Source organism: Kitasatospora sp. NPDC056531 (assembly GCF_042794375.1).
Classification (GTDB): domain Bacteria; phylum Actinomycetota; class Actinomycetes; order Streptomycetales; family Streptomycetaceae; genus Kitasatospora.
This window is the reverse complement of sequence record NZ_JBHTTU010000152.1, coordinates 1-9,846: the sequence shown is the minus strand read 5'-3', so window position 1 is coordinate 9,846 and position 9,846 is coordinate 1. Positions and strand designations below refer to the sequence as shown.

General features: G+C 71.2%; 6 protein-coding genes and 2 pseudogenes. 6 read left to right on the top strand and 2 right to left on the bottom strand.

Features of this window, described 5'->3' with window-relative positions; genetic code table 11:
- Nucleotides 1-103, bottom strand: a pseudogene (locus tag ACFQ87_RS42385) (LysR family transcriptional regulator); the annotation flags it as partial.
- Between the two features lie 139 nt (nt 104-242).
- Between ACFQ87_RS42385 and ACFQ87_RS42380 the strand changes: the two are divergent.
- The gene (locus tag ACFQ87_RS42380) at nt 243-749 is read left to right on the top strand and encodes a nuclear transport factor 2 family protein (RefSeq protein WP_380616305.1); all 507 of its coding nucleotides are present in this window, start codon (nt 243-245) and stop codon (nt 747-749) included.
- A 185-nt stretch (nt 750-934) separates the two neighbouring features.
- Entirely contained in the window at nt 935-4,501 is a 3,567-nt protein-coding gene (gene dnaE / locus ACFQ87_RS42375) for a DNA polymerase III subunit alpha (RefSeq protein WP_380616304.1), read from the top strand.
- Nucleotides 4,502-4,540: 39 nt separating this feature from the next.
- Here the strand turns inward: dnaE and ACFQ87_RS42370 are convergent, their stop codons facing one another.
- Nucleotides 4,541-5,323 (bottom strand): class I SAM-dependent methyltransferase, encoded by a 783-nt coding sequence (locus ACFQ87_RS42370; protein ID WP_380616303.1) that lies wholly within the window; start codon nt 5,321-5,323, stop codon nt 4,541-4,543.
- 295 nt (nt 5,324-5,618) lie between these two features.
- Between ACFQ87_RS42370 and ACFQ87_RS42365 the strand changes: the two genes are divergently transcribed.
- The 4 genes and pseudogenes from ACFQ87_RS42365 to ACFQ87_RS42350 form a co-directional block, all read left to right on the top strand.
- Nucleotides 5,619-6,824: a hydroxymethylcytosylglucuronate/cytosylglucuronate synthase gene (locus ACFQ87_RS42365; RefSeq protein ID WP_380616302.1), complete on the top strand. Its 1,206-nt coding sequence runs from the start codon at nt 5,619-5,621 to the stop codon at nt 6,822-6,824.
- A 67-nt stretch (nt 6,825-6,891) separates the two neighbouring features.
- Nucleotides 6,892-7,197 (top strand): annotated as a pseudogene (locus ACFQ87_RS42360) (hypothetical protein); the annotation flags it as partial.
- A gap of 81 nt (nt 7,198-7,278) precedes the next feature.
- Entirely contained in the window at nt 7,279-8,604 is a 1,326-nt protein-coding gene (locus ACFQ87_RS42355) for a M1 family metallopeptidase (protein WP_380616306.1), read from the top strand.
- A gap of 70 nt (nt 8,605-8,674) precedes the next feature.
- Nucleotides 8,675-9,846, top strand: a 1,172-nt coding sequence (locus tag ACFQ87_RS42350) for an RNA ligase family protein (RefSeq protein WP_380616301.1), incomplete at its 3' end; no start/stop codon positions are given.

Here is a 9,846-nt window from a genome sequence, read left to right as displayed (position 1 = left end):
GGCTGACCCTGGCCGTGGAGACGCGCAGCCGGTCGGCGGTGCGCCCGAAGTGCAACTCCTCGGCGAGCGTGAGGAACGCCTCCAGCTCATGCCGCTCCAGCATCCCGCCCCTTCCGCCCGCCGCATCGTTAATCGGGGCTTAACGATCGTGGCACAGACGCGCGTTGATGCCCCTCGCGGCTGACCGCAGGATCGGAGGTGCTGAAACACCGTCCGACCCACCGTGCCGAGGAGAGTCCATCATGTACGTCACCCGCGACCGCGCCCTGACCGCCCCCGCCCACGACACCGCCGCGGTCGTCGCGGAGCTCCGCGACCGGGCGGAGATCACCGACGCGCTCCACCGCTTCGGGCTCGGCCAGGACCTCAAGGACAAGGAGCTCTTCGCCTCGGCCTTCGCCGCCGACGCCGAACTGGACTTCCGCCCGGCCGCCGCGAAGTGGGGCGCCGAGCCGCCGCTGATGTCCGGGCGGGCCACCATCGTCGACACCATCCTGGGCATGTTCACCGGTCGGGTCGACACCACCCACCAGGTCACCAACCCCAGGATCACGATCGACGGCGACACCGCCAGGCTCACCGCCCTGGTCGAGGCCCAGCACCTGCTCATCGCCGACCCCGCCGAGCACGCGCTGCTGAAGAACCCCTACGACGTCGAGCTGGTCCGCGACGGCGACCGCTGGGTCATCCGGCGGCTGCGCATCGACAACACCTGGTTCACCGGCGAACCCACCGCGATCTTCGGCTGACCCTCGTCGCCGGGTCGGAGCCAGGGCTCCCGGCCGGGGTGCGCTCGCGAGTCAATGCCCCGTCAAGGGGGCGGGAAGAATCCGTCAAGTCGCGGCCACGGGCATCCGACTCGGCGCGTCGTCCGCGCCGACCCGCTACCGTGGACCGCTTCCCCGTCCGAGATCCGTCCGAGGAGCACAGCGCCGTGTCCGACAGCTTCGCACACCTGCACGTCCACACCGAGTACTCGATGCTGGACGGGGCGGCGAAGAACGGCAAGCTGTTCACCGAGGCGGAGAGACAGGGCATGCCCGCCATCGCGATGAGCGACCACGGCAACATGTTCGGCGCGTACGAGTTCTTCCACGCCGCCGCGAAGACCGGCGTGAAGCCGATCATCGGCATCGAGGCGTACGTCGCCCCGGGCTCGCGCTTCGAGAAGAAGCAGGTGTTCTGGTCCCCCGGCGGCCAGCGTCCGACCGGCGCCGACGGCGAGGGCGGCAAGGACGTCTCCGGCGGCGGCCGCTACACCCACATGACCATGTGGGCGCGGAACCCTACCGGTCTGCGGAACCTCTTCCGGCTCTCCTCGCTCGCGTCGATGGAGGGCTACTACATGAAGCCCCGGATGGACCGCGAGCTGATCGCCGCGCACGCGGACGGCATCATCGCCACCACCGGCTGCCCCTCCGGCGAGGTGCAGACCCGGCTGCGCCTCGGCCAGTACGAGGAGGCGGTCAAGGCCGCCGGCGCCTACCAGGACATCTTCGGCAAGGAGAACTACTTCCTGGAGCTCATGGACCACGGCCTGGACATCGAGCGCGCGGTCCGCGCCGACCTGCTCCGGCTGGCCAAGCAGCTGGACATCCCGCTGCTGGCCACCAACGACTCCCACTACGTGACGGCCGACCAGGCCGACGCCCACGACAGCCTGCTCTGCGTCGGCGTGGGCAAGAACAAGGACGACCCGAACCGGTTCAAGTTCCAGGGCACCGGCTACTACGTGAAGACCGCCGCCGAGATGCGCGAGCTGTTCCGTGAGCTGCCGCAGGCCTGCGACAACACGCTCGCGATCGCCGAGCGGATCGAGTCGTACGAGGAGGTGTTCACCTACGTCGACCGGATGCCGCAGTTCGACGTGCCCGAGGGCGAGACCCAGGCCTCGTTCCTGCGCAAGAAGATCGAGATCGGTCTGAAGCACCGCTACGGGGACAGCCCGAGCCAGGAGGTGCTGGACCGGATCGAGCTGGAGATGGGCGTGATCACCCCGATGGGGTTCGACGCCTACTTCCTCGTGGTCGCCGACATCTGCCAGTACGGGCGGGACAACGGCATCCCGGTCGGCCCCGGCCGTGGTTCGGCGGCGGGCTCGATGGTCGCCTACCTGACCGGGATCACCCAGCTGGACCCGCTGGAGCACGACCTGCTGTTCGAGCGCTTCCTCAACCCCGAGCGCATCAACCCCCCGGACGTCGACATCGACTTCGACGACCGCCAGCGCGACCAGATGGTCCGCTACGTGACCGAGAAGTACGGCGCCGCCTACACGGCCCAGGTGAACACCTTCGGCACGATCAAGGCCAAGGCCGCCGTGAAGGACGCCAACCGCATCCTCGGCTACCCGTTCTCGATGGGTGACCGGATCACCAAGGCGATGCCCCCGGACGTCATGGGCAAGGGCGTGCCGCTGGCCGACCTCTTCGACGAGAAGCACCCCCGCTACAACGAGGGCACCGAGATCCGGGCGCTGTACGAGAACGAGTCGGACGTCAGGAAGATCATCGACACCGGGCGGGGCATCGAGGGCCTCATCCGCGGCACCGGTGTGCACGCGGCGGCCGTCATCCTGTCCTCCACTCCGCTGCTCGACCTGATCCCGCTGCACATGCGGGACAAGGACGGCGTGATCATCACCGGCTTCGACTACCCGTCGTGCGAAGCCATGGGCCTGATCAAGATGGACTTCCTGGGTCTGCGGAACCTGGGCATCATCGATCACTGCATCAAGATCGTGAAGGCCAACCGGGGCATCGACGTCGACATCGAGAAGATCCCGATCGACGACCCCACCACCTACCAGCTGCTGGCCCGCGGAGACACCCTCGGCGTCTTCCAGCTCGACGGCGGCCCCATGCGCGCCCTGCTCAAGCTGATGAAGCCCACCGAGTTCGCCGACATCTCCGCCGTCTCCGCGCTGTACCGGCCCGGCCCGATGGGCATGAACTCGCACACCAACTACGCCCTGCGCAAAAACGCCCAGCAGGAGATCGTCCCGATCCACCCCGAGCTGGAGGCCCCGCTCGCCGACGTCCTCGGCCCCACCTACGGCCTGATCGTCTACCAGGAGCAGGTCCAGCGTGCCGCGCAGGTGCTGGCCGGCTACTCGCTCGGCCAGGCCGACCTGCTGCGCCGCGCCATGGGCAAGAAGAAGAAGGAGGTGCTGGAGAAGGAGTTCGTGCCCTTCCACGCGGGCTGCAAGGAGCGCGGCTACTCCGACGAGGCCATCCAGGCGGTGTGGGACGTCCTGGTCCCGTTCGCCGGCTACGCGTTCAACAAGTCGCACTCCGCCGCGTACGGTCTCGTCTCGTACCAGACCGCCTACCTGAAGGCCAACTACCCGGCCGAGTACATGGCCGCGCTGCTCACCTCGGTCGCCGACGACAAGGACAAGATGGCGGTCTACCTGGCCGAGTGCCGGCAGATGGGCATCAAGATCCTCTCCCCCGACGTCAACGAGTCGGTGGTCGACTTCACCGCCGTCGGCAGCGACGTCCGCTTCGGCCTCAAAGCCGTGCGCAACGTCGGCGTGCCGGTGATCGAGTCGCTGGTCGGTACCCGCGACGAGAAGGGCAAGTACACCTCCTTCGCCGACTTCCTGGACAAGGTCGAGCTGGTGGTCTGCAACAAGCGCACCGTCGACTCCCTGGTCAAGGCGGGCGCCTTCGACTCGCTCGGCCACACCCGGCTCTCGCTCAGCTCCGTGCACGAGAGCGCGATCGACGCCGTCACCGGGCTCAAGAAGCAGCAGGCCATCGGACAGGACGACCTGTTCGGCGCCCTCGACACCGGCGACGGCGCCGGACCCGGCATCGGACTGGACTTCCAGCTCACCGACAACGAGTGGCCCCGGCGCCAACTCCTCGCGCTGGAGCGCGAGATGCTGGGCCTCTACGTCTCCAGCCACCCGCTCGACGGCGCCGAGCACATCCTGTCCCAGAACCGCGACACCTCGATCGCCGAACTCCTCGGCTCCGGCCGCTCCGAGGGCGAGGTCCGCCTCTCCGGCCTGATCACCGCCGTCGACCGGCGGATCAACAAGGCCGGCAACGCCTGGGCGATCATCACCCTCGCCGACCGCGACGGCTCGGTCGAGGTGCTGTTCTTCCCCGCGACCTACAACCTGATGGCCGAGCAGATGATCGAGGACAACGTGATCTCCGTCCGCGGCCGCCTCAACGAGCGCGACGGGTCACTGAGCATCTTCGGGCAGGAGATCACCACGCTCGACGTCTCCTCGGCCGAACTCGGCACCAAGCCACCGGTCCAGATCACCGTCCCGGCCGCCCGGATCACCCCCGAGGTGGTCGCCGAACTCAAACTCGCCCTCCAGGCCCACCCCGGCGACGTCCCGGTCCGGCTGCTCACCACCAACTGGGACAAGAGCACCCTCTACGAGCTCGGCTTCCTGGTGAACCCCGACAACGGGCTCGCCTCGGACATCAAGACCCTCCTCGGCAACCGCGCCTGGGCGGGCACGGCCGTCCGGTCCTGACAGTGCACCGGCTGCGGGGCCCGGCGGACCACCGGCGGGTCAGGCCGGGGCTCGGCGGACGCTGAGCATGTCCTGGGTGTGGCCGATGGCGTACGTGCCGTCGGGCTGGCTGAAGTGCTCGCGGACGTAAGCGGTGAGGGCGGCTCGGGTGGGGCGGGGGTCGAGGGTGGCGAGGTCGGCGACGTTGACCATGAACTCGGCGACGTCGACGGCCTCGGCGAGGTGGGGCGTGCGGTAGTGGAGGGCGAGGGTTTCCAGGGCGTAGCCGTGGGACGGGTGTTGGGCGCGGAGGCGGTCACGGAGGGGGCGCAGGTCGTAGCGGACACCGGTGAAGTGGGCGGCCATCCGCATGCAGGGGCTGTCGGGGTTCTGCAGGACGATCAGGAGGGTGCCACCGGGGGCCGTCCAGTTCAGGGCCCGGGTGGCAGTGGCGAGCCATCCGGGTTCCGGGACGTAGTAGAGGACGTGGGAGAGGTGCACCAGGTCGGCCGACTCGGGCGGTCGGGCCCGGTCGAGCGGCTCCGGGAGGACGAGGGCCTCGGGGCAGGTGGTGCGGAGCTTCTCGCGCATGGCGGCACTGGGCTCGACGGCGATCACGCGGTCGAAGTACCGGGCCAGGTGGGCGGTGGTGCGACCGTCGCCGGCGCCCAGGTCGAGCAGGACGCGGCGGCGCGGGAGGGCGGACGCGATCTCACTCAGCCGGGCGTGGGTACGGGGCTTCTCGTCCGTGCCGACGAGGAAGAGTTCGAAGGCCCGGCGGTAGTCGGTGCCCGAGACGTCGAGGACTCGGAGCGGAGCGGTGTCGGTGGCCGGCGGCTCCATCGGGCGGCGCCTCCTGTGGTGTGCGGGCTCGGCGGTGGGCCCATTGCACCGTGTTGGGGCCTCGATGGGGTGCAGGCATGGTCCTGCTCGCGTGTCGCACTGATGATCTGACCGCCCATCGTCAACTCCCCGATTGGCAGCTTCACCCGACGGGGTGGTTAGCCTCCTATTATCCACAGGTACTCGAACCGCCCCGACCGATCGGCCTGGTACGAATACGGAGCGAAGGAAATCCGGTACGTGGGGGCGCGGTTGCCGCGCCGCCGGAGTGGTTCGGGAGGGAGGCGGGGAACGGATGAGGGCAGCGACGGACGTCCGGACCGTAGCCGTGGCCGGGGTGGAGTTCGGGTGGGGCAGTTCGGGGAAGTTGAGCGCGGTGCTGTCCGCCCTGCGCGACCGGGGCGGAGGGAAGCTCAGATTCATCGGGCTGGCCTCCGGGCTCGGGCGGCCGGTGCTGGCCGCACAGCCGGTGCGGCGCTGGTTCGACCTGCCGGAGGGTGGGTCGGGCGAGGAGCTCGGGCGGATCGTCCGGGCGCAGCGCGTGCGGGCGGCGCTGGTGGTCCTGGACGGGGGGCTGGCTAAGGCATTGCGCGCCCACGGCGTGCCGGTGGTGTTCGTGGACGGCCCGCCCTTCCTCTGGACGGAGGGGGACCGGCCCGACCTCCCGCTGGACACCGAGGTGTACTGCGCCCAGCGGTGCGTGGAGCTGCCCTCGGAGGGCGCCGGGGTGCTGGCGGACGCGCGCCGCCTCCGCTGGGTGGACGCGGTGATCGCCGACGGCGGAGTCACCCGCGCTGCCGCGCCGACGCGGCACCCTCGCCGCGCCCTGATCAGCCTCGGCGGTCTGCGCGCGCCCCGGCTCACCGACTGGGCCGGCTATCCGCGCATCGTGCTGCCCGCCGCGCTGGAGGCCCTGACCGCGAGCGGGGTCACCGAGGTGCACATCGCGGGGAACCTCCCCGCCTGGTTGGCCGCGCAGCTCATCGACTCCTGCGTGCACCCGGCCGTCACCACCGTGGGCGCCCTCCCCCACGAGGACTTCCTGCGCCGCCTCGCCGAATGCGACGTGCTGCTCACCTCTCCCGGGCTGACCACGCTTCTGGAGGCGGGGCGGCTCGGGACGCCGACGCTCTGTCTGCCGCCGCAGAACCTGAGCCAGGTCTTCAACGGCCGCTTCCACAGTCAGGCGCTCGGCACCGACGTCCGAACGCCCTGGCCCAGCACGGTCTTCGCCGAGGACGAGGCGCTCGCGCTGAGCGCCCACGGCGAGGGAAGGGCCCTCGATCTCATCTACGACGGGATCGCCCGCGCCGCCGACCTCGACCGCCGGCGGACGGCAACGGCCGTACGGGAGAGCCTGGTCGAGAAGCTGAAACACCTGGCCGGTGAGCCCGGCATCGACTGGACGGCGCTGACCACGGCGGTCGGCACGGGCGGCGCGGCGCAGGTCGCCGACGCCCTGGTCGAACTCCTGGGGGCCGCCGCCCCCGCCCGCCGATGAGTCCCGCCATTCCACGCCCGCTGACCTACGCCCGCTTCCGTGTACCCGCTGCTGGCTGCCCGTTGAGGTGAGCCGCCCACCCGGCCGACGCCACCGACACAACCGTCTGGCAGCGCCCCGCCACCCGAGCTCCAGTGGGCCGCGCTCGGACGTGCATCGAGGCATCCGTCCGGACCTTCGCTATCGGCGGCGGCGCCGCGCGGGAGACCTGCTGCTGCCGCTGCCGGGCACCGGCACGGTCCGCCGGATCACCCCGACGGCGGAGCTGCTGCGTGTCCCCGGCGTGGTCGAGGCCGTTCTCAAGGTCGGTGTCGGCGAGACGGTGTCCGCCCGACGGGCCTCGCGCTACGCCTCGGGGTACGTCCACGTGGTGGGTGCCTCGATGCCCACGGACCGACCACCAAGACCCATGAGACCCACGCGACAGCCCCTACCACCGACAGGAGTACACGGCGTGCGACGCTCCCTCCCCCTGTTCTCCGTCCTCGCCGTGCTCCTGTCGGTGGCCGCCGGGCCGCCCGGCCGCGCACCCCTCGACCCGACTCGCACCCCCGGCACGCCCGCCTACTCCGTCGAGCTGCGCAGCGACGCCACCGGCGCGCACTGGCGGGGCCACGAGCGGATCGCCTTCAGCAACACCTCACCCGAACCGCTGCGCGAGGTGTACCTGCGGCTCTGGGACAACTCCCACGGCAGCTGCGCGGCCCCGCCGGTGCGGGTGTCCGGCCTCAACGGCTCCGCCGAGGTCGCCTGCACCGCGCTGCGCGTGCCCCTGCCCCGCCCGCTGTCCCAAGGCGTCGCCGGGAGTGTCGAGTTCGACCTCTCCATCGACGTCCCGGACGGCATCGACCGCTTCGGCCGCGACGGCGCCTTCAACTTCCTCGGCAACGCCCTGCCCGTCCTCGCCGTCCGGGACGAGGCGGGCTGGCACCTCGACCCGTACACCGACCTCGGCGAGTCCTTCTACGGCCTCACCTCCGACTTCGCCGTCACCCTCGACCACCCCACCGACCTGCTGGTCCCCGCCACCGGCAGCGCCCTGGACACCACCGGCGAGCCGGGCCGCACGGTCACCAGGGTGGGCGCCCACCAGGTGCGCGAATTCGCCTGGGCGGCAGGGCCGTTCAGTCGGATCGCGGGCCGATCCGCCAACGGCGTCCGGATCGCCGTGTACTCGGCCGCCGACATCAAGGCGGAGGACGCCCGCGCGATGCTCGACCTGTCCCTGCGGACCATCGACGCCCACTCCGCCAGCTACGGCGCCTACCCGTACGGCGATCTGGCCCTGGTGCTCGACAACGGCTTCGCGTTCGCCGGCATGGAGTACCCGGCCTTCGTCCTCGACCGGATCAGGCCCTCCGCCGTCATCCACGAGCTGGCGCACCAGTGGTGGTACGGCATCGTCGGCGACGACCAGTACCGCGCGCCCTGGCTGGACGAGTCCTTCGCCGAGTACGCCATGGACCTCGCCCTCGGCGACACCGGCGAGGGCTGCACCGCCGCCACGCCCTGGCAGTCCGCGGACGAACGCCTCACCAACCCGATGAGCTACTGGGACGCCCACCCCGACCGCTACGAGGCGGTCATCTACGACCACGGCTCCTGCGCCCTGCACGAACTGCGCCGCCTGATCGGGCCGGAGCCGATGTCCGCCCTGCTGCGCGGCTACGCCCGCGCCCACTGGTACGGCGTCTCGACCACCGCCGACTTCAAGGCCGCCGCCCAGGCCGCGACCCCCGTCGACCTGACGCCCTTCTGGCGCGAGCACCGCATCGACTGAGCCTGCGCCGACTCGGTTAATCGGTGGCCCGGCCCTCCCGCGCACTCCAAGGACGTTCAGGGAGCCGGACATGCGAGTGCACTACCCTCGGACGCCGCATCTCCCCTGGTCACCGGGGGCGGCGGCGGACGACGTACGGACCGGGGACCTCTCCGGACTGGCCGGCGCGGAGGTCGTCGTCACCGAGAAGCTCGACGGCGAGAACACCACGCTCTACCCCGACGGCCTCCACGCCCGCTCGCTGGACTCCGCGCACCACCCCTCCCGGGCCTGGGTCAAGGGCCTGCAGAGCCGGATCGGCGCCCGGCTCCCTGAGGGCTGGCGGATCTGCGGGGAGAACCTGTTCGCCCGGCACTCCATCCCGTACACCGACCTGGACAGCTGGTTCTACGGCTTCTCGGTCTGGACCGAACGGGACCACTGCCTGGACTGGGACGACACCGTCCGCTTCCTGCGCCGCCTCGGCATCCCGGTACCCCGGGTGCTGTGGCGCGGCCGCTACGACGAACGGGCACTGCGCGCACTGCGGTTGGACCTCGACCGGCAGGAGGGGTACGTGGTCCGGACGGTCCGGGGTTTCCCCCGCGCCGAGTTCGGCGAGCGGATCGCCAAGTGGGTCCGCCCGCAGCACGTGCGCACCGACACCCACTGGATGCACGCCGCCGTGGTGGAGAACGGGCTCGGCCAGAACGCCGTGCTCTGGGCGGTGCGTTCCGGCCAGCCGCCCGAACTCCCGCTACTGGCCGAGGCCTTGGGACTGCCCGAACTGACCTGCGGGTCCGATGAGTTGGCCGAGGTATCCGCCCGACTGGACGAACTCGGCCGGACCGGGGACAACCGACTGGCCGGTGTGCTCGCCACCGCGCTGCGCACCGCCCGCCGGGAACAGCTCGCGCCGCGGCTGGCCGGGCGGCTCGGCCTGCCGCTGGCCCGGCGGGTCGCCGACCTGGTCGGGCTGCACCCCGGTCTGCACCAGCCCTACCCGGACGAGGACCGCCGCGCCGGGCTGGTCCGGCTCTCCAGCGCCGCCGATCTCGGCGTGCTGCACGCCGTCGCCGCGGCCGCCGCCCCCGGCCGGGCCGAGCGCGAACAGGTCGCCTGGTCCGCCCTGCACGCCGAGGACGCCGGGCTGCTCGGCCCGGACCCGCTCGGCCGGCTGCGCACCGGCCTGCGCGAGGCGCTGGCCGACCTCGACCCCGACGCCGCCGACCGCTGTTGGGCGCAGGCCCGCGAGGCCCACCC